General features: G+C 43.9%; 17 protein-coding genes and 1 tRNA gene. 2 read left to right on the top strand and 16 right to left on the bottom strand.

The genetic code is table 11. From position 1 onward, the window contains the following. Window positions 1-710: 710 nt before the first annotated feature. Window positions 711-782: transfer RNA gene (locus tag KGY70_04170), tRNA-Cys, on the bottom strand. A gap of 636 nt (window positions 783-1,418) precedes the next feature. On the opposite strand from KGY70_04170, the gene pgeF reads away from it, so the two are divergent. Further along, entirely contained in the window at window positions 1,419-2,225 is an 807-nt protein-coding gene (gene pgeF / locus KGY70_04175) for a peptidoglycan editing factor PgeF (GenBank protein MBS3774357.1), read from the top strand. Window positions 2,226-2,782: 557 nt separating this feature from the next. Here the strand turns inward: pgeF and KGY70_04180 are convergent. The 15 genes from KGY70_04180 to KGY70_04250 all read right to left on the bottom strand — a co-directional run bounded on the left by KGY70_04180 (window position 2,783) and on the right by KGY70_04250 (window position 19,151). Next, the gene (locus KGY70_04180; protein MBS3774358.1) at window positions 2,783-3,238 is read right to left on the bottom strand and encodes a GatB/YqeY domain-containing protein; all 456 of its coding nucleotides are present in this window, start codon (window positions 3,236-3,238) and stop codon (window positions 2,783-2,785) included. A 44-nt stretch (window positions 3,239-3,282) separates the two neighbouring features. Next, window positions 3,283-3,606, bottom strand: a complete 324-nt coding sequence (locus KGY70_04185) for a heavy metal-binding domain-containing protein (GenBank protein MBS3774359.1) — start codon at window positions 3,604-3,606, stop codon at window positions 3,283-3,285. A 12-nt stretch (window positions 3,607-3,618) separates the two neighbouring features. Further along, on the bottom strand, window positions 3,619-5,103 hold the full coding sequence (gene ftsZ, locus KGY70_04190) for a cell division protein FtsZ (protein MBS3774360.1): 1,485 nt from the start codon (window positions 5,101-5,103) through the stop codon (window positions 3,619-3,621). A 65-nt stretch (window positions 5,104-5,168) separates the two neighbouring features. After that, window positions 5,169-6,482: a cell division protein FtsA gene (gene ftsA, locus KGY70_04195; protein ID MBS3774361.1), complete on the bottom strand. Its 1,314-nt coding sequence runs from the start codon at window positions 6,480-6,482 to the stop codon at window positions 5,169-5,171. Between the two features lie 5 nt (window positions 6,483-6,487). Then, a complete protein-coding gene (locus KGY70_04200; protein MBS3774362.1) occupies window positions 6,488-7,279 on the bottom strand; it encodes a hypothetical protein in 792 nt (263 codons plus the stop codon). A 26-nt stretch (window positions 7,280-7,305) separates the two neighbouring features. Continuing rightward, a complete protein-coding gene (locus tag KGY70_04205) occupies window positions 7,306-8,697 on the bottom strand; it encodes a UDP-N-acetylmuramate--L-alanine ligase (protein MBS3774363.1) in 1,392 nt (463 codons plus the stop codon). Window positions 8,698-8,704: 7 nt separating this feature from the next. Then, entirely contained in the window at window positions 8,705-9,814 is a 1,110-nt protein-coding gene (gene murG / locus KGY70_04210) for an undecaprenyldiphospho-muramoylpentapeptide beta-N-acetylglucosaminyltransferase (GenBank protein ID MBS3774364.1), read from the bottom strand. Then, window positions 9,807-11,018, bottom strand: coding sequence for an FtsW/RodA/SpoVE family cell cycle protein (locus KGY70_04215; protein MBS3774365.1), 1,212 nt, complete (start codon window positions 11,016-11,018; stop codon window positions 9,807-9,809). Before KGY70_04215 ends, murG begins: the two co-directional genes overlap by 8 nt. 28 nt (window positions 11,019-11,046) lie before the next feature. Next, on the bottom strand, window positions 11,047-12,384 hold the full coding sequence (murD, locus tag KGY70_04220) for a UDP-N-acetylmuramoyl-L-alanine--D-glutamate ligase (GenBank protein MBS3774366.1): 1,338 nt from the start codon (window positions 12,382-12,384) through the stop codon (window positions 11,047-11,049). A gap of 16 nt (window positions 12,385-12,400) precedes the next feature. After that, the gene (gene mraY, locus KGY70_04225) at window positions 12,401-13,657 is read right to left on the bottom strand and encodes a phospho-N-acetylmuramoyl-pentapeptide-transferase (GenBank protein ID MBS3774367.1); all 1,257 of its coding nucleotides are present in this window, start codon (window positions 13,655-13,657) and stop codon (window positions 12,401-12,403) included. A 77-nt stretch (window positions 13,658-13,734) separates the two neighbouring features. Then, window positions 13,735-15,198 (bottom strand): UDP-N-acetylmuramoyl-L-alanyl-D-glutamate--2,6-diaminopimelate ligase, encoded by a 1,464-nt coding sequence (locus KGY70_04230; protein ID MBS3774368.1) that lies wholly within the window; start codon window positions 15,196-15,198, stop codon window positions 13,735-13,737. 59 nt (window positions 15,199-15,257) lie between these two features. Next, entirely contained in the window at window positions 15,258-17,396 is a 2,139-nt protein-coding gene (locus KGY70_04235) for a transpeptidase family protein (protein MBS3774369.1), read from the bottom strand. After that, complete coding sequence (locus KGY70_04240) at window positions 17,396-17,782, bottom strand: hypothetical protein (protein MBS3774370.1); 387 nt, start codon at window positions 17,780-17,782, stop codon at window positions 17,396-17,398. Before KGY70_04240 ends, KGY70_04235 begins: the two co-directional genes overlap by 1 nt. A gap of 2 nt (window positions 17,783-17,784) precedes the next feature. Next, window positions 17,785-18,678, bottom strand: coding sequence for a 16S rRNA (cytosine(1402)-N(4))-methyltransferase RsmH (rsmH, locus tag KGY70_04245; protein ID MBS3774371.1), 894 nt, complete (start codon window positions 18,676-18,678; stop codon window positions 17,785-17,787). Window positions 18,679-18,683: 5 nt separating this feature from the next. Continuing rightward, the gene (locus KGY70_04250; protein ID MBS3774372.1) at window positions 18,684-19,151 is read right to left on the bottom strand and encodes a division/cell wall cluster transcriptional repressor MraZ; all 468 of its coding nucleotides are present in this window, start codon (window positions 19,149-19,151) and stop codon (window positions 18,684-18,686) included. A 221-nt stretch (window positions 19,152-19,372) separates the two neighbouring features. Between KGY70_04250 and KGY70_04255 the strand changes: the two genes are divergently transcribed. Then, a complete protein-coding gene (locus tag KGY70_04255) occupies window positions 19,373-20,227 on the top strand; it encodes a 1-acyl-sn-glycerol-3-phosphate acyltransferase (protein MBS3774373.1) in 855 nt (284 codons plus the stop codon). Window positions 20,228-20,265: the final 38 nt, after the last annotated feature.

Consider the following 20,265-nt stretch of genomic DNA (forward strand, 5'->3'; position numbering starts at 1 on the left):
ACCAGCACTAAACAATATTTCTTAGTAAAATCATTTTTTTTGAAATAACCCAACGAGCTTATAAATGGGCTAATAAAGCTTCTATGAATGCTTACGTAAAGTATGGTATCAAAAGAAACGATATAATAAATTGCCAGAAGATATGGGGGTGCGTTCCCAATTTCTTCCAATAGACAAAGAAATATCACTGAGCTTTTATTGAACCCACATTCAGAAGTTAATATAAGACATTCCGTTATAATACTGGCGGTAATTTTAGATCCATATATTTAGGGAAACGCTGAAAGCGTTAAAGACTATAGCCCAGGGCAACGCCCTGGGAATTATTGCAGACCAGTATATTAACGCCCTGAAAGGGCATAAGAAATACTTTCTTTCGCCCCTTCAGGGCTCTGATCAATTGGATTCCCTTTACCCAGGGCGTTGCCCTAGGCTGCGTTATGATTCCCTTTCAGGGAATTTATACTGCCAATGCGCATGATCCCAGAAATTTATCATATTGTTATGTATCTCCTGAATTTGCCATTTTCTTAAAAAAATTCAAGGATCACATATATAAATCAAGTTGGAGGAAAATGGGAATGCACCCAGATATGGGAAGGTAGCCAGCCTCTTCTATATAATTGAAAATCTGACTCCGTTTCTGACCCCCTTTCCAAAATAAAAAAAGACAATCTACTGTAATTTAGCAAATTGCCTTTCCTTAATAGAGGTCGTGGGCGGATTCGAACCGCCGTAACCGGTTTTGCAGACCGACGCCTAAGCCCCTCGGCCACACGACCGTTTTTTTTGATTTTCCTGTCACCGTTCGATAACGGGTGGGCAAAGTTAAAAAATTATTCAAAAAATGCAACAGATACTTTTGCAATTTTTGCTCATCTATTGTCATAACGACAGGAAGGATGTTTTATTGAGCCGAGCCAATGATTGAATGATTGAATGATTGGATGATTGGATGCTGCAAGGCGGGATTGTTGCATAAAAGGATAGAGAAGACGGGAAGAAGGGAAGAGGAGGAATATAAAAGTTTGACAAAAGAGTTTGAGTGCCTGCCCGCACGCTGTCGCTGAAGCTTTAGCGTAAGCAACCGAAACGTAGTGCAGGCAGGCCTGTCCGCCGACAGGCGGGTTTGACTGGAGTTTGGGAAGAAGCTGGTCTCGCCTCGCGAGAGTTGGCAACAAGAGACATGGGACCCGGGAAGCGGTTTATAAAAACTCTTGCTCTGTAGTCTTCGCCCTATGTTCTCTGTTCTCAGCCATAGTAGCCTTAAACCTGAAACTTCTTGCTCTTTGCTCTGAGCACTGCGCTCTATGCTCTCCGCTCTAACCACCAAAGGCACCTAATCTGAAAATATGCCGCTGTCGTTATCAATACCTGAAAGCATTTTTGTTAATTTGGCAGACGCAAACACTGCTTTTATGATACGAACAACCATCCATCATATACCCCTCTGGCAGTTTGAACTGCTAAAGCAGGAAGAGGGTATTCTGCATTATACTTCTTCCCGCTTCGGAGGTGTGAGTAAAGGCATTTATGCCACCTTTAACCAGAGCTTTACTGCCGGAGACCGAAAGGAAAGTGTAACGGAAAACCGGAGGCGGCTGGTCCAGGAGCTGGAGATCACCCCCGGCATGCTGCTTTTCCCGGGCCAGACCCATACAGCCCATGTAAGAGTGATCCGCAGCCACGAAGACCTGAAAGACCCCCTCACAGAAACCGATGCGCTGGTGAGCGACCTGCCGGAAGTATGCCTGTCGGTACTTACTGCCGACTGCGTGCCATTGCTGCTGTACGATCCCGAAAAAAAAGCAGTGGCCGCAGCCCACGCAGGATGGCGCGGTACGGTTCAGTCCATCGCCCTGGAAACCGTAGACGTGATGAAAGAACAATTTGGCTGCCGGCCACAAAATATCCGGGCAGGCATCGGCCCTTCCATAGGGCCCAAAAACTACGAAGTGGGAGGGAATGTCGTTCGGGCAGTACATGACAATCCCAATATTCACACCGAATCAGTCATTAAGAAAAAATCCAATGGCAAGGCCCTGCTCAACCTCTGGGAAGCCAACAGGCAGCAACTGCTCATAGGAGGACTGAAAGAGGATCATGTTGAAATGGCCGGCATCTGCACATTCGAAAGCCATGAGACGTTTTTCTCGGCCCGCAGGCTGGGGAATCCATGTGGCAGATTTGCTTCGGGGATAATGATTGGAGGATTGGGTGGTTGAATGATTGAATGATTGAATGATTGGATGATTGGATGATTGGGAACGTGCAAAGAGGGAATAAGATGAAATGGAATGGTTTGACAAGAAGTTTGAATGTTGAGAAGATGGGAAGAGGAGATGAAAGGAAGAGGAGAAGGGTTCACACATTCAAATATGATTCAATTTCCGGCCCACAGACGGCAGCTTACTAACCTGCATTATTCAAAAACGAACAGCCTGTCCCGCTGAAGAAGCGGGATAGTGAAGTTTTTGAATGCGGGATGGTTTGCGGGATGGATGCAGGCTCGCCTTCGCGAAGCTTCTGCGGAGCAAGGCAGCCCCGCATTAGAAAAACCGGCTTTTTGCGAAATTTATTGAAGCAAAAAGCCAGGTTTTTCAATAGCGTCAGAATTATTCTTGAATAATTCGGGCTAAAAAATCCCGGAGCCCTTTACGGAATCCGGGAAATTCGTTGCCGCATATATTAAGACAAACCAGCCCTTAAGGGCAAACAGAAAAAACTTCTTCACTATCCACCTTCTGATGGAAGCAACAATGTATCAACCTCCACAAAAAACCTACTCGCCGGAAAGCATGGATTTCACTTTGCCGGCAATGGCCTTGCCCTCGGCTTTACCTGCCAGCCGGCGATTGGCAATACCCATTACCTTGCCCATATCTTTCATGGAGGTGGCCCCTGCCTCATCAATGATCTCCCTGACCGCCTCAGTAAGCTCCTCATCGCTCATGGGCCGGGGCAAAAATTCCTGTATAACCTCCGCTTCCTTACGTTCGGCTTCTGCCAGCTCATTGCGGTTCTGCTGTTCATAGATCTCAGCCGACTCTTTCCGCTGCTTCAGTTGTTTTTGCAAAACCTGAATCTCTTCTTCCTCAGAAAGCTTCTCGTCAGCCGCCTTCTCAGTCTTGGCTTTCCAGAGCGCAGTCTTTACGGAACGCAAAGCTTCCAGACGCTCTTTTTGTTTGTTTTTTAAAGCCTGTTTGATCTCAGACTCTACCTTTTCCAATAAAGACATAATATTTCAGATGTTTTGGTGTTGAATGTGCTTTAAAATCACCCTCATTCTATATCTTTCAATTTTACTGCTGTTCCATAAGCCAGTATTTCACTCACTCCCTGAGCTACATTGGCTGTATTAAACCGGATGTTCATCACTGCATCGGCACCCATTTTTTCTGCTTCCTTCGCCATCCGCTCAATGGCTATATTTCTGGTATTGCTGAGCAGATCGTTGTACTCGGAAATCTCTCCGCCTGCAATATTCTTAAAAAAAGCGACGATATCACGGCCGAAAAAGCGGGCCCTGGTGCTGTTTCCCCGCACCAAACCAAGAGTTTCCATAACTTCTTTCCGGGCAATATGTTCTGTATTGGTAATGATCATGATCTCCTATTTTTAATCAACGTTATCGTGAAGATAGGAATTGTTTTCCCTTAAACGGGTCTTTTTCTTGCCCTGTTCATCCATCTCGTCATCCGAGAGGGTATATCTCGATACCTTGGACTCCTTGCTGTATTTCGGATGATCGATCTTTATCTTTTTGCGTTTATAAGCCGGTTCGTTCTCCAGGGCTTCCACATTTTTCAGATCCCGCAACACATTTTTGGATTTTCCGGATTTCTCGCGGTTCTCCCGGATTTTTTCCAGCATTTCATCCTTCTCCATAAGGGTTTGGTTTTCCCCGCCGGCATCCTTATCCTTCTTGTGCTTAACGATGAATTGATCCTCGTTTTCTTCGTTATGGATGTCGAAATCAAATGTTCTCTGGTTATTTCCCGGGGCTTCAGAATGATCCTCTTCGTTCCTGGTATATTGGGTATAACCCCCAGATTCTCCTTCCCGGGCTCCTTCTTCAAGGGTGACTTTCCGCTTGTAGGATTTTTTGGCATACAGTTCAGGAATGCTGTTGTCCTCAAATCCTGTAGCGATAATGGTTACACTGACCTTATTTTCAAGGGTTTCATCGGTACCGGTACCCCAGATGATATTCGGATTGGCACCCACTTCTCCGTTGATATAATCGGTGATCTCCCCGATTTCATCCATGGTGATCTCCTCAGTGCCCGAATTGATGTTGAGCAGGATATTTTCCGTGCCGGTAATGTCATTGTCATTCAGCAGCGGGGAGCTAAGGGCTTCTTCTATGGCCTTGGTAGCCCGACTTTCGCCTTCAGCCATGCCGGTTCCCATGAGAGCTACACCACTGTTGGCCAGTACGGTGTGGACATCGGCAAAATCCACATTTACATAACCGGGCACTGTGATGATCTCTGCAATTCCTTTGGCGGCGGCAGCCAGTATGTTATCTGCATGGGAAAAGGCTTCCGAGAGTTTCATGTTCCCTGCCACCTCCCGCAGCTTTTCATTATTGATAACGAGCAGGGAATCCACATGCTCTCCAAGTTCATTAATGCCTTCTATAGCCTGGCTGATCCTCCGCTGTCCTTCAAAACGGAAGGGGATGGTCACAATGGCAACGGTAAGAATTCCCTGCTCTTTAGCAGCCTTGGCAATAATGGGAATGGCCCCGGTGCCGGTGCCTCCTCCCATGCCGGCAGTAAGAAACACCATTTTGGTGTGGCTGCTCAATGCTTCCATCACATCATCCAGATTTTCAATGGCAGCCTGCTTGCCAATTTCCGGCTTGTTTCCCGCACCACGGCCTTCAGTGAGGGATTCGCCAAGCTGTATCTTCACAGAAACCGGACTTCTGGATAGAGCCTGCGCATCGGTATTGCATACTACAAAGTTAACGTCTTTTATGCCCTGATCATACATATGATTGATGGCATTGCCTCCTCCCCCGCCTATACCTACAACCTTAATAATGGAAGAGTTATCAACCGGGAGATCGAAATTCATAAGTCTGTCTTCAGCCATAATATTGAGTTTGCAAATTTTACAATATCTTTAATTATCAAAATGAGTTATTAGTAAATCATGTGCTACATTTCCGTATCGTTTTCTTCGAATATATCATTGAAAGCATCTTTAAGCCTGGAAAAAAGGTTTTTCCTGTCATTCTCCTGTTCGGCGGGCTCATTTTCTTCCTGCGACTCCTCTTCCGGTTCTTCTTTCTGTGCGTATTTCTCCCTGTCCTGTTCGTAGATTTCATGGCCCTTCAATACCAGTCCAACACTGGTGGAAAATATGGGATCGTTGACCTCCTTAACGCTTTCGGAAGCAAGTCTGACCGCCGGATAACCGAGCCGGACATCCATACCGGTTACAAACTTTATAAGCTGGGGCAGATCTCTCAGCAACGCGCCACCCCCGGTGACGACTATCCCTGCGCTCATCCTGTCATAATAGCCGGAATTCTCAATTTCATAAAGCACCGCATTCAATATCTCTTCCATCCTGGATTGAATGATATAAGCCAGGCTTTTCAGCGTAATTTCCTTGGGTTCTCTACCGCTGATACCGGGTATGGACACCACTTCATCTTCCCGTGCAAGATCTCCCAATGCCGAACCATACTGTACTTTCAACAATTCGGCCTGACGCTGTAGGATGGAACATCCTTCCTTGATGTCCTTGGTTACCACATCCCCGCCAAAGGGTATCACAGCAGTATGACGGATGATCTCATCGTAATAGACCGCCACATCAGTCGTTCCCCCGCCTATATCCACGAGGGTCACTCCGGCTTCCTTTTCATCGGCAGTAAGAATGGCAGTAGATGAAGCCAGTGGCTGCAGAATAAGCTCATTCAGGGAAAGCCCTGCCTTGCTGATGCATTTTCCGATGTTCCTGGCCGAGGTGATCTGCCCGATCACTATATGGAAATTGGCTTCCACCCGTCGGCCCAACATTCCCACCGGATTTTTAATGCCGGTTTCATTGTCCACAATAAAATTCTGAGGCAATACATGAATGATTTCTTCACCCACATCAATGGAAATGTTATACATCTCATTGATAAGGGCATCGATGTCTTCCTTTGTGATCTCATCTTCCGAGGAATTGCGATTGATGTATCCCCTGTTCCGTATGGTCTTAATATGTTGTCCGGCAATACCGACAAAAACGTTGGTCAATGAGGTTCCCGAGGCAGCCTGAACCTCATTGACGGTCTTTTTGATGGCGTTCACAGTTTCATCGATATTCTGAACTACTCCACGTTTAATACCTGTGGAGGGAGTCTTGCTTACCCCCATAATATCAACCTTACCGTTCTCTTTTATTTTACCTACGATGGCAGCAACCTTGGTGGTTCCTATGTCTACAGCAGCGACAAGATGTTCGTTATAACTCATTTTGATTATTTTTTAGTGCAGATTATTTGATTGTCGTATTTTAAACTGATCTTGAGATATTGATTCCATCCCACCTGATTAAGTCCCTTCTTATAAAAGGCTCTCAGGTTTCGGAATTTCTGCCGGTAGCCCTCAAATTCACCCAACGAAATCAGATGACTGCCCACCCGGGGAATGAGCTCATACTCTCCTTCCCTGTTCCGGTAAATTTGTTCGATTTGGGATTCCCAGAAAGGATCTCCGTTGATGAACCTGGCCAGTTCAAATATTTCGCAGACAGAATACTTCTCCTTTCCATCCTTATTTTCAAGGCAATTCATCCGATCCATCCGGGCTACTTCAAAAAATCCGGTAATCTCCCCGGAAGCCACCAGCACGTGAGATGAATAACCGGAGGACAAGGGTATGATGGCTCCTTCATCATCAATATAATAACCCCTGTCGCTTTCGTTGACCACCCTTACGATCGGATTACGCTGATCGATCTCCAGATGCAGATTCCCGTCGGCGGTAAAATACACTTCGGCTTGCCTGATTTCCTCCCTTTCACTCAAATGTTCTTCCAGCTTTCTGGTATTGATAAGTTTTACAGGTTCTCCCAGCACCTTCATATCCAAATCATGTATATAGTCCCGGATGCTTTCTTCCGTCACAAAGCGATCCTTAAGGCTATCCACTACACGAACCTGAATGTTGCTGCAAATGGTATTCTTTCTCTTTTCTTCCGTAAATGACAGGGAAAAGATCAGGTACATCAGAATACCCATCCACAACGCTATGTATTTTATCTTATCCAAGGGTAACCTTATATTTATCATCACTTTTATTCATTTCCGTAACGTTCCTGCAGTTGATCACAAATGGGCCCGACCAGCCTGTCAATATCGCCGGCTCCCATGGTTATCAATGCTTCTATCTCCCTTTTGCTTAACATATCAGGCAGATCTTCCCGGGCACATATAGTGGCCGGAATGTTTTCAATGTGTTTCAGTATAATTTCCGAATTGACCCCGGGGATCGGCTCCTCTCTCGCGGGATAAACATCCAGTAGAATGACTTCATCCAGCTGTTCAAGGCTTTTTGCAAATTGATACGCAAAATGCTGCGTTCTGGAATACAAATGAGGCTGAAACACCCCAATGATCTTTTTCTTCGGATAAAAGTCCCGTACAGAACGAATGGTATAGCTTATCTCCCTGGGATGATGAGCATAATCATCAATATACACCACCCCATTCTGATTAAATTGTATATCAAATCTCCTTTGAACGCCCTGAAAGGCAGATAGATTTTTGAACAAATATTCCCTGTCCACCCTTTGCAGATAAGCCATGGTAAGAGCGGCCACTGCATTTTCAACATTCACCAGCCCGGGTATGGACAAGGTGAAATTTTTCAATGTTTCCCGGGGAGTCACCAGATCGAACCGGTACTTGGCATCGGTGATCTCAATATTAGAGGCATAAAAGTCGGCGCCGGCATTCAGAGAATAAGTATAAGTTTTCAGATCTTTCTCCTCAGGGATTTTCAAGGAAACGTCTTTGTGACAAACAAGCGTACCGTTCTGAGGCAATTTACCTGCAAACTCCTCAAAGGCCTCCTTTATAGAAGCTTTGTCGTTGTAAATATCCAGGTGATCTTCATCGATGGAAGTGATCAAAGCCATATTCGGACTCAGGTTCAGGAACGAACGGTCAAACTCATCGGCTTCCACCACCATCAGATTGCTTTTCTTATTGATTATAAGATTCGAATCATAATTCTTCAGTATTCCCCCGAGAAAGGCATTACAGCCAAAGGAACTGTTATTGAGCAGATGTGCCAACATGGAAGATACGCTTGTTTTCCCGTGTGTGCCGGCGACAGCCATACAGGTTTTATTTCTGGAAATCTCACCCAGCACTTCAGACCGCTTAAGTACTGCATAGCCGTTTTCCCTAAAATAATTCAGCTCCTTATGATCCTTTTTAATAGCCGGAGTATAGACAACCAGTGTACGCTTCTTGTTCTGGGTGAATGCTGAGGGGATCAATCCCGGCTCATCCTCATAATGGATGATAACGCCTTCTTTCTCCAGTTGCTGCGTCAGGGGTTTGGATACCCTGTCGTAGCCGGCAACCACCTTACCCAGACTATTGAAATACCTGGCAAGGGCGCTCATTCCGATGCCTCCCACACCGATAAAATACACTCTATTTATCCGTTCCAGATTCATCTTTAAATCATTTATCAGCCAGCCTTACAACTTCTTCCGCGATTCTTGCTGCAGAATCGGGTTTGGCTATTTTAGCTATATTGTCCGACAATTCTTTTCGCTTATTGTCATCCTCCAGTAAAGTGAACGCTTTACTTACCAGGAAAAACCTGGCATCCTCGTCTTCAACCAGCACGGCGGCGTTTTTTTCAACCAACGACATGGCATTCTTTGTCTGATGGTCCTCAGCCACATTGGGAGAAGGAACCAGGATCGCAGGTTTCTTTATCAAAGCCAGCTCAGAGATCGTTCCTGCTCCAGCTCTTGAGATAATCACATCAGCAACTGCATAGGCAAGGTCCATCCGGTCGATGAAATCCACCAGTCTAACATGGGGAAGACTGAAATGCTTCACTTCATCCAGCGCACGCGAATAATAATTCTTGCCGCATTGCCAGATAAGTTGTACATCTTCCTTTTCAAACTCCCAGAGATGCTCTATAATGCTTTCATTGACCGATCGGGCGCCACCACTTCCTCCCAGCACAAGGATGGTTTTCATCTCTCCGGAAAGCTCAAAATGTTTCAGGCCTTCCTCTTTTTTATCCGCAATATTCAGCAAATTGCTCCTTAACGGATTACCGGTTATCTCGATCTTTTCGGCGGGAAAATATTTTTCCATGCCCTCATAAGCCACACAAATTTTATCGGCTTTGCCGGCAAGCATCCTGTTGGTAATACCTGCATAGGAATTCTGTTCCTGAATGAGCACCGGAATGCCTCTTTTTTCTGCTACTCTAACAATTGGACCACTGGCATAACCTCCTACCCCAACCACCACATCAGGCTTAAAATCTTTAATAATATTGCGTGAGCGATTTAAGCTTCTTATCAACTTAAAGGGCACCAGAAGATTTTTCCACGTAAGCCTGCGTTGTATCCCTGCAACCGGTAAGCCAACGATCCGATAGCCTGCATCCGGAACCTTCTTCATTTCCATCCGGCCTACTGCCCCTACAAAAAGAATATTCACCCGGTATTCCAGCCGATGCAAAGCATCCGCAATGGCCAGAGCCGGAAAAACATGTCCGCCAGTTCCTCCTCCGCTAATGATGACATTTAACTCTTTATCACTCATCTTCCTGACCCTCTTTCTCATTTTCATATTCATCTTCTGTTTCCGCATCTTCCGTTTCTTCTTTATCAGATAGAGCTTTATCTTTGTCTACTGATCTGCTCACGTTTAATATAATGCCAATGGCGATGCTGGTGAATACCAGCGACGAGCCGCCCATACTTACAAACGGCAGCGTTTGCCCCGTAACGGGAAACAAACGCACCGTAACACCCATATTGATGATGGCCTGGAGAACAAGCAACAAAGACAGACCTATGGAGAGAAAAGCTCCGAAGGTCCGGGTGCTTTTCTTCACAATCACCCCTGCCCTGTAAAGAAGAAACAAATAGAGAAACAGTATCATCAGTCCGCCAAGAAATCCATATTCTTCAACAATCAAGGCATAGATGAAATCAGAATAGGCATGGGGAAGAAAATCACGCTGTGTGCTGTTTCCCGGACCTTTTCCAAGTAAACCACCGGTAGCAATGGCTATCTTAGACTGCTCCACCTGGTAGTTGTCTTGCTCCTCACCTCCTACAAATCCTTCGACTCTGTTCTCCCATGTAGTCACACGTGCCTGATGACCGGCCAACATGATACCCCCTACCAGAACGGCCAATAGAAAGATGCCCACCAGCACCAGCGAAAACAAATATTTTATTCTCACCCTGCCGATAAACATGAGGATCATCACGGTGGTAAAGAGTATGGCTGCCGTGGAAAAATTGGACGGCAGTATCATTCCGCATACCAACAGAATGGGGATAAACAAATAGCCCAACACTTCCCTGGAATGCCGGATGCTATATTGTTTAACGGACAATATCCGTGCAACATACATTACCAGGGCCAGCTTGGCAAAATCTGAAGTTTGGAGGGTAAGCCCAATACCGGGCACGGTAAGCCACCTTCTGGCCTGGTTATAAGTAGTTCCGCTGGAAATTGTCAGTACAAGCAAAATGAGCGCAATCAGTAAAAATATCTGTGAAAGGCGGGAGTATAATTTAAAAGGGATGTTATGCACCACAAAAATGATGACCAGGCTTAATACAAGCAGGGAAAAATGCTTCAATATATAGCTGGCTGCGCTTGCATCCTGTGACTGATATGCCAGTGTACCGGTAGAACTGTAAACTGCCAGTAAGGAAACCAGGGAAAGAAGGATCACTACCCCCCAGATCACGCCATCTCCTTTGAAATATTTTGCCAGAATTTCCCTCATATTAAATCATTTTACTTAAAAAATGGTTTTATAGCCTGCGTACAGCCTGTTTAAACTGATCGCCACGCTCTTCATAATTTTCAAAAAGATCGAAGCTGGCACATGCCGGTGAAAGGAGTACGGTATCCCCTTTCTTACCCAGATAATAAGCAGTACGAACAGCTTCTTCAGCCGATTTGGTGTCTACAATGGTATCTACGATATCTTGGAAAGCCTGGTGAATTTTCGTATTGTCCACTCCAAGGCAGATAATGGCCTTAACTTTACTGGATACCAAATCCCGCAGAAAAGAATAGTCATTGCCTTTATCCTGCCCGCCGGCAATCCAGATAAGATTTCCGGGCATACTTTCCAACGCATACCAGGTAGAATTGACATTCGTAGCCTTAGAATCATTGACAAACTCAATACCGTGAATTTTCAGCACATGTTCCAGACGATGTTCCACCCCCTGAAAATTTGCAAGACTCTTTCGTATCGACTCTTTACGAATGTTCAGTGCCTGGGCCGCAATTGAAGCGGCCATGGAATTATACGCATTGTGTTTGCCCTTTAGTGCAAGATCATGTATTGACATAGTGAGTTCACTGTTTTTATAGATTACATGCATGGTTTCATTTTCAATAAAAGCACCCGGCGCAGTACCGGCTTGATGGGAAAACGGGACCTGTTCAGCAGCCAGCTTCCTTTTGGACAACTCTGCCTGTATGATCTCATCATCCGCATTATAAACAAAAAGATTCCCGGCATCGAGGTTCATGGTGATGCGGAATTTGGAATCGACATATCTTTGTAACTGATGCCCGTATCGGTCCAGGTGATCCGGTGTGATGTTCAGTAAAATAGCAATATCGGGCTTAAACTCATAAATTCCGTCAAGCTGGAAGGAGCTGAGTTCAATCACATAATAATCATACGCCGCGGTAGCCACCTGATAAGCAAAACTGTTGCCCACATTGCCGGCCAAACCAGCATTCAATCCTGAATTATCCAGCATAAAGTGGGTAAGCTTAGCCGTAGTGGTCTTACCATTGCTTCCGGTGATGCAGATGGTATAGGCAGAAGTATAACGGGAGGCAAATTCAATCTCCGAGATCACAGGTATGCCCTGTTCCCGGACCTTCACAACAACATTCGCATCCTCGGGTATACCCGGACTTTTGATCACTTCCCCGGCCTTCAGGATTTCATTTTCGCTGTGGGTTCCTTCTTCCCAGGTAATATCATGCTTTTGAAGCAGATCTCTATAGGTTGGCTTCACCGCCCCCTGATCCGATACAAACACTTCAAATCCCTGTTTTTTTGCCAAAACAGCAGAACCTGCTCCGCTTTCACCCGCACCCAATATGACCATTCTGTTATTCATTACCAATACTTTATGCTTACCTTATCTTAAGTGTAACAATCGTGATAACTGCCAGCAAGATAGCTATAATCAAAAACCGGGTAACAATCTTCGGCTCCGGATAACCCTTCATCTGATAATGGTGATGAAGCGGCGCCATCTTGAAAATCCTTTTTCCCACTCCATATTTTCTTTTCGTATATTTAAAGTAAGATACCTGCAACAATACGGATATGCTTTCAATAAAAAACACCCCGCATAAAATAGGTATAAGAAGCTCTTTACGAATGACGATGGCACATACGGCTATGATCCCACCCAGGGCAAGACTCCCGGTATCTCCCATAAATACCTGGGCAGGATAAGAATTATACCACATAAATCCAATGGTGGCACCTATGAAAGCACTGATATAGATCACCAGTTCATGGGAATAAGGTATAAACATAATATTCAGGTAGTTCGCATAAACCATGTTACTGGAAACATAAGCCAATATTCCCAATGTAGCACCAATAATGGCTGATGTGCCCGTAGCGAGGCCATCCAACCCATCGGTAAGATTGGCTCCATTGGATACCGCCGTAACGATCAATATAGTTATGATCACAAAGGCTACCCAGGCAAGCATGTCTTTATACTTGCCGGCAAAGGCCACCAGGTATTTGTAATCAAATTCATTGTTCTTTACAAAAGGGATGGTCGTTATAGTTGATTTAACATCTTTGGTATACTGCTTTTCTCCGTCATCAATACGTTCATATCCATCCATTACCTCCACAGCGGTTTTATCTTTGACCTCTTCTTCACTCAGTTGTTTCCTCACTTTCACATCATCGCTCATGTAAAGGGTTAAGCCAACAATGAGCCCCAAAACAACCTGACCGGCAATCTTGAATTTTCCGGCGAGCCCTTCTTTATTCTTTTTGAATATCTTAATATAATCATCCATAAAACCTACAAACCCCAGCCAAACAGTAGTGACGAGCATAAGGATAACATAAATATTGGTAAGGTTGGCAAAAAGCAGGGTAGGAATTAGTATGGAAGCAAGAATAATGATACCCCCCATACTTGGTGTCCCTGCCTTTTTCTTCTCTCCTTGCAGCCCCAGCTCTCTAACCTTTTCACCAATCTGCAGTTTGCTCAGGTAATTGATGATCATGCGTCCGAATATCAAAGAAATGATCAATGAAGTGATGATCGTAATGGCCGAACGAAACGAGATATACTGAAACAGGCCGGCACCCGGAATATCAAACTGATCAAGATATTTAAAAAGATGATAAAACATATTGCCTTTATTGATGTATTGCGTTTATTAATAACTTTATTATCGTTTCACAAATAACGGACATTTTTTTGCACCTCTTATGTTTTTTTGAATATTTCCTTTATTACTTCCCTGTCATCAAAATGATAACGTATGCCGTTTATCTCCTGGTAAGTTTCATGACCTTTTCCTGCTACAAAAATAATATCGTCGCTGTCGGCCATCATACAGGCTGTCCTGATCGCCTCTTTCCGGTTTGTAATACTTACAATCCGCTGTTCATCATCTTTTTCTACTCCTTCCCACATATCCTCAATAATTTTTTCAGGATCTTCAGTTCTGGGATTATCAGAGGTCAGCACGACCTTTGAGCTATACTGCAGTGCAATTTTTGTCATTTGGGGTCTTTTTGACTTATCGCGGTCACCTCCTGCCCCTACAACGGTTATAAGCTTCTGATCTTTTCTTCGGACATCATGAATGGTGGATAATACATTTTCCAGTGCATCCGGACTATGGGCATAATCCACAATGGCCGTTTTCTGATCATCGGATTTAAAGGTTTCGAACCTGCCCTCCACCGGTTGAAGTTTGCTGATAGCCTTCAGCAAATCCGATTCATCGCAGCCCAACAAACGGGCTACTCCGTATATTCCCAACAGATTGTAAACATTGAATTCTCCCACAAACTGAGACCATAAATCATGACCATTTATATTCATCAGTGTGCCGTCAATATGCTTTTCCAACACCTTTCCCTTGAAATCAGCAAAAGTTTTAAGCCCAAATGTATATACAGAGGCCTCGGTGTTTTGTACCATGTATTGGCCATTGCGGTCATCGGCATTCACCAGGGCGAAGGAATCCCTGTCAAGGTAGCTGTCAAACAGCAATTTCTTAGAATGCAAGTAATCGGAGAATGTTTTATGATAATCCAGATGCTCATGGGTAATGTTTGTAAAAAGCGCTCCTTCAAACCTTAATCCTGAAATGCGCCCCTGTTTCAGCGCATGTGAGCTAACTTCCATGAAGGCATATTCACACCGCCGGTCCACCATCTCCTTCAGCAGGGAATTGATCCGTATGGCATCGGGGGTGGTATATTTGGTGGGCAGCCGTTCCTGATCCACATAATTGGCAATGGTTGAAATAAGGCCAGATTTGATGCCTTTTTGAAGAAACAGGTGATACAACAAGGTGGCCGAGGTGGTTTTGCCGTTGGTCCCGGTAATGCCAATAAGTTTCAACCTTGACGCGGGATTTCCGTAATAATTGGATGCCATTTTACCCAATACCGAAGCCGTATCCGGAACCACTATATATGTTATGCTTTCCTTTAATTGGGCAGGCAATTTTTCACATACCACAACCGAAGCGCCCCGCTCAACAGCCTGGTCGATATAATCATGGCCGTCAACTGTAAGCCCTCTGAGTGCTACAAACAGGTTACCGAAGTCTGCTTCCCGCGAATCGAAATTAATGAAACCGACCTGCCTGTCCAGACTGCCCCTGTTGTCTTTAATTTCGATGCCTTGCAGTATGTCTTCCAATGCCTTCTTCATTTAAATTATTCCATTGATTTTACTCGTTTTCTATTATCTCAGCCAATAAAAATCCGTCATTATTCGGTGAATGTCATAGTTAATTCTACCTTATCGCCTTTATCTACCGGTTCTCCGGGCGGGACAGACTGTTTCCTGATGCTTCCCCTTCCCTCCATCTCTACGTTCAGTCCCATATTTTCAAGTATATATATGGCATCCTTAACACCCATTCCAATAACATTGGGCATGATCCTCTCTCCAATATAACGGTTCTTCAGCTCCACCAGTGAATCCTTCTTTCTTGTAACGACCCATTCCGAATCTACATTCTTGTCATTTATCGTGACCCCCAGCTTTTTTAATACGGTGGTCAACTCGCCCCGGTGGCTGTGTTTGGTATAGGGTACTTTATAGCTATTCTCAATCTCATTCCCGGTTATTTTTAATCCTTCATGCATCTCAAAGCTTGTGGCATAAACCTTTTCCGCAATCTCTCTAAATACCGGACCGGCTACTACATTTCCGTAATATACATCTTTTGATGGTGAATTGACAACAACAATACATGAATATTTGGGATCATCCGCAGGAAAATAACCCACGAATGAAGCCTGGTAACTTATCCTGGCTTCTTTCATGTAACCGTATTTTTCATTTGCAATCTGCGCCGTTCCTGTTTTTCCTGCTATCTCAAAGTTCGCATTGCGCAGATTCCGGGCGGTTCCTACCTGAACAACATCTTTAAGGAGTCCCTGGGTTTTACGGATCGTAGAATTTGAAGAAATTGCAGGATTGATTACCTCGCTATCAAAGGATTTTACCAGGTTTCCATGTTCCCTGATCTGCTTGACAAACATGGGCTTGACCATTTCTCCGTCATTGGCTACAGCATTATAAAAAGTGAGGATCTGCATCGGAGTTAGCCTTATTTCATAACCAATGGACATCATAGGAAGAGAAATACCCGACCAGTATTTGTCACCGGGATATCTGATAAGGGGGTCACCTTCACCCTTAATCTCCAGGCCAAGTTTCTCGTCAAGGTTCATGTTGTAAAGACGGTCAACAAACTGATGGGGCTTGTTCTTGTAATTCCGGGTAATTATTTTGGATATCCCCACATTGGAAGAGTGAATAAATGCCTCTCTTACGCTGATCTTTCCATAACCTCCGGGTTTAACATCCGTTAGTTTCTTGTCGTAATAATATACTTCACCGTCTTCTGTATCTACAGTGTCGTCAAGGCTCACATAACCGTCCTCCAGTAATGCCATAATGGAAGCCAGTTTAAAAGTAGAACCGGGCTCCCGGCTTTCTCCGACGGCATAATTATAAATTTCCCTATAAGTGCCCTGATCGGTTTTCCCAAGATTGGCAATTGCTCTAATCTCACCTGTATTTACCTCCATTAAAACCGCTGTGCCATGATCGGCATTATGTTCAATAAGTTGCTCCCTGAGCGCACTTTCAGCTACATCCTGAATATTGATGTTAATGGTGGTGACCACATCTTTCCCGCCTTTGGGTTCCACCTTGTGATCATCTCCTACAGGGATCCATATACCTCCCTGTATGCGACGCATCAGGCGTACCCCTTTTGTACCTTTCAGAGAATTGTCATAAGCACCCTCGATTCCTACAATATTGCCTCCTTCCCAATCGGTAGTATAACCGATTGTACGGGAAGCAAGATTACCATGGGGCTGGATGCGCATATCCTTTTGAATCACAATAAATCCACCTTTATATCGTCCTTTCCGAAATAACAGAAAGGTTCTCAGTTCTTTCAATGCTTTATAGTTGACTCTTTCCTTAATCAGATAAAACCTCTCCCCTTCCTTCCTTGCCTGATATAATTCCCGCCGGTACTGAGCAGCGGATTTATCCTGAAATAACCCTGCCAACTGCCGGGCCAGTGTATCCAGTTTTCTAAAGTAGGTTTTACTATCCATTTTCAAACCGGTACTCCGGGTATCCAGTCTTATCTCATAATAAGGAACAGAGCTTGCGAGTAACCGGTTGTTTGTCGAGTAAATGTCTCCCCTGTTGGACTCGACCACCTCGGTTTTCAGGTTCAGTTCCTCTGCTTTGCTAGTGAGCTCTTTGCCCTGAAATACCTGTATATAAAAAATTTTCCCTGCAATGATAAGCCCAATGAGCAGAATTAAAACATAAACTACTCCGACACGCCACAATATGTCCCTTTTTAACGGCATTAATCTTCTTTACTTTGTACAACAATCTTTTTCGGGGGTGTGACGGACTGTTCCAGCCCCAGATTCTTTTTTCTTATCAGCTTAATGACCTGCGACTGCTGGCTCAAACTCATCAATTCGGCTGAAGTGGTTATTGCTTTTGCCCTTAATTCTTTTACTTCCTCCTGAAGTTCGGAGTTTTTTCTTACCTGTTTCTCTGCATGATAGCGATTACCAATATAGATGAAAGCCAACAGGGTAAGAAAAAGAATATAGGGCAACTGCCTGACCACTTTCTCCCTGGTAAGCAATGAACCACCCAGTAACTCCTTAAGCGAACCAATACGTTTCAGTTCACTTCGTTCCTGGGATTCATCAATAAACTCTATGTTTTTCCTTTTTTTCATACTTACAGCTTTTCAGCGATCCTTAATCTGGCACTTCTTGCCCGGTTATTACCCTTCACCTCTTCAGACGAAGGCACAATAACGCTTTTATTCACCAAAGTAAACGGGGCTATAACATTGCCGTAAAAGTCCTTCACCGGTTCCCCGCTAAACCGGCCACTTTTCATATAATTTTTTACAATCCGGTCCTCTATGGAATGATAAGAAATTACTACCAATCTGCCCCCGCTTTTCAGCATATCCTGGCTTTGTGTCAGAAAATGTTTCAGGTTCTCAAGCTCTCTGTTCACTTCAATCCTCAGCGCCTGAAACACTTTAGCAAGAAACTTGTTCCTATACCGGTAAGGAATACAATCCTTCAAGGCATCTACCAGCTCTGAAGTGGTGGCAATCTCTTTTTCCGTGCGTTTATTCAGTATGGAGTCGACCAGAACACCTGTTTTCCTGATCTCTCCGTAATTCTTGAAAATATTAGTCAATGCACCGGCAGAATATGTATTGATTATATCACTGGCAGTTTGGGTTGCATTTTGGTTCATCCTCATATCCAGCGGAGCATCAAATCGAAAGGAAAACCCCCTTTCGGGAGCATCCAGATGATGGGAAGAAACCCCCAGATCGGCCAATATTCCATCGATCCGATCAAATCCCAGATATTTTAAAAAATTCTTCATATATCTGAAATTATGATTAATAAAAATCAACCGCCTGTCGTTAATTACATGTTTTTCAGCAGCTTTGTCCTGATCAAATGCGATCAGTACTCCGTGTCCAATATTTTCAATGATCCTTGCGGCATGTCCGCCTCCACCATATGTTGCATCAACATAAATGCCTCCGGGCTTCGGAATCAGCCCCTGTATGCTTTCCTCCACTAATACTGGTTGATGAAACATAATCTTTATTCCCCATTTTCTTCGCCTGAATTACCCATAATTTTCTGAGCCAGATTCGCAAAATCGTCCTCCGATTCCTGCATCTTTTCATATAAATGCCTTGCCCATATTTCAATTTTCCCATCCTGACCGGCCATAATAACCTCTTTAGATATCTCCACCGTATCCAGGAGCCTTTTGGGTATCAGCAGCCTGCTATTCCCATCAAGCGACACTTCGGCTGTTCCACGGTAAAAATTCCTCAGGAACCTGTTGTGCTCTTTATCATAAGGGTTAATCTTTTCTCTGATCAACCGGTTTTGCCTGTTCCATTCTTCCATAGGATAGAGGACCAGGCATTTTTCGAAAATATCCTTTTTGACCACAAAATGATCCCCTTCAGAAGAAGTCATCTGCTTCTTAAAAGCCGAGGGGAAGGTGATTCTCCCCTTTGCATCAACTTTGCAAGTATAATCACCTATAAATGTGGCCATACACTACACCTAAAATTAGTATGTAAATATAAAGAAAAAATTACCACTTACAACCACTTTAAACCATTTTTTACCACATTGTTGAAAACTTTTTCCACACAAAAAAGACAAGTAGTAGTCAAAAAGCTTGTCATCAAAGGACTAAAGAATGAAAGATTGTTTGATTCAAGGAAATTTTGTAATTTTATGCTTTTATTTGAAGGATAATAATATGAGGGAATATGGGTGAGGAAAAACAAGGCCTAGAAAAAATTGATGTCAAAGAAGTATTTTACAGGAAAAACCCAAAGGTTGCCAGGCTAATTCCCGGTTTCATATACCGGTATCTCAGAAAAATCATCCATGAGGATGAAATCAATGAGGTTTTGCCTAAGATTTCTCACCTTAGCGGACTCGAATTTGTAAGAGAAGGGCTCCGATACTTTGATATCAACATTAAAACATACGGAAAGGAGCATATTCCCAGGGAAGGAAGATATATATTTGTAGCCAATCATCCGCTGGGCGGCCTAGATGGATTGGCCTTCGGCAAAGAAGTGGGAGACATACATCCCAACCTTCAGTTTATCGTCAACGACATCCTGTTAAACCTTGAAAATCTGAAACCTATATTTGTTCCGGTTAATAAACACGGAAAACAATCTTCAGAATACGTCAGAAAAATTGAGGAAACTTACCGGTCAGATGCCCAGATTCTAAATTTTCCAGCCGGCTTGTGTTCAAGAAAAATAAACGGAAAAATTGTCGATCTGGAATGGCATAAAAGCTTTGTAAACAAGGCCAGAACGCATAAGCGAGACATCATTCCCGTCCATATCAGCGGTAGAAACTCAAACTTTTTCTATAATTTTGCAAAAATACGGGAATTCATAGGGATAAAGAACAACATTGAAATGTTCTTACTGCCCCATGAGATGTTCAAACAACAAGATAAAAATATTGTCATCACTTTTGGCAAACCAATACCTTACACCATGCTTGAAAAAAAGTATAGACCAAAAGAATGGGCTGAAAAAATAAAAGATCACGTTTATCGGTTAAATGAAGATAAGGACAGAGAATTTTCTCCTGCCTGATCATTAAAATTCATAGATTAACTCCTAAACAACAGAAA

Source organism: Bacteroidales bacterium (assembly GCA_018334875.1).
Classification (GTDB): domain Bacteria; phylum Bacteroidota; class Bacteroidia; order Bacteroidales; family UBA12077; genus JAGXLC01.